We start from the raw sequence: 1,271 nt of genomic DNA on the forward strand, positions 1-1,271 counted from the left end.
GTTATTGTTTTTATTCGGAGTCGGGTAAGGTTTTTTTAGTTTTTAGATAATTGTTGTTATAAGGCCGTCTGAAACTTGGTATCCGCCGTTTCAGACGGCCTTTCACGTTAACGCGCCAAAGGTTCGGTGCGTTCGATCAGCCATGCTTTGGCCGCGCCTTCTGTCAAAGGCTCGAGACGGCGGCGCACTTCGGCGTGATATTGGTTCAGCCATTCGATTTCGCTGCCGGTCATCAGTTTGGTATCGATGAGGCGCGTATCGATCGGGCAGAGGGTAACGGTCTCGAAATACAGGAATTTGCCGAACTCGGTTTCCTCAGGGTTTTCAACCGGACGGTTGATGACCAAGCTTTCAATACGAATACCCCATTTGCCCGGACGGTAAAGACCCGGCTCGTTGGACGTCAGCATGCCTGATTTCATTGCGTGATGCGGTTGCGGCACAGCGGCAACGGCAATGCTTTGCGGACCTTCATGCACATTGAGGAAATAGCCCACGCCATGACCGGTACCGTGACCGTAATCGCATTGCGCCTGCCAGAGCGATTTGCGGCAGATGGCATCAATCATCGGGCCTTTGATATTTTCAGGGAAAATGGTTTCCGCCAGAGAAATATGCGCTTTCAACACCAAAGTGTAGTCGCGTTTCATGGCCGCACTCGGATTGCCGACAGGCACCACGCGCGTGATGTCGGTCGTACCGCCCCAGTATTGGCCGCCGGAGTCAATCAGCAGCATACCGTCGCCTTTGATTTTGCTGTTGTTTTCCGGTGTCGCGCTGTAATGAGGCAAGGCGGCGTTGGCATTGTAGCCGGCGATGGTGTCGAAACTTGGCGAAATAAAGCCGGGACGTTTGCTGCGGTGTTTGTAGAGCATGCCGTCGATGTCCAGCTCGCTCAATTCGCCGCCGTCTGCCAAGATTTGTTCAAACTCGACAAAGAAGCCGCACAATGCCGCACCGTCTTCCGCCATGGTATTGCGGATATGGGCGATATCGGCATCGGATTTGACTGATTTGAAGAATGTGCTTGGGTGGATGGCTTCAATCAAACGGACGTCTTCAGGCAGGCGGCGCAAAGTGCCGACAGCGGTTTTGTTCGGATCAATCAGCAATGCGCCCTTAACGCCTGCCAAATAGTCCGCCGCTTGCGCATAAGGCAATACTTCAAAACCTGCTGCTTTCAAAGCTTCGGCAGATTCGGCTTTCAGACGGCCTGCATCGGTAAACAATACGGCTTTGTCTTGGCTGATAAACAGATGGGACAAGAACAC

General features: G+C 52.8%; 1 protein-coding gene. It reads right to left on the bottom strand.

The window, feature by feature from the left end:
- Positions 1–107 precede the first annotated feature (107 nt).
- The coding region (locus ACTHSP_RS20630) for an aminopeptidase family protein P (protein ID WP_440346838.1) at positions 108–1,271 on the bottom strand (1,164 nt) is incomplete at its 5' end.

The sequence above is a fragment of the Neisseria sp. P0001.S005 genome (genome assembly GCF_051963715.1).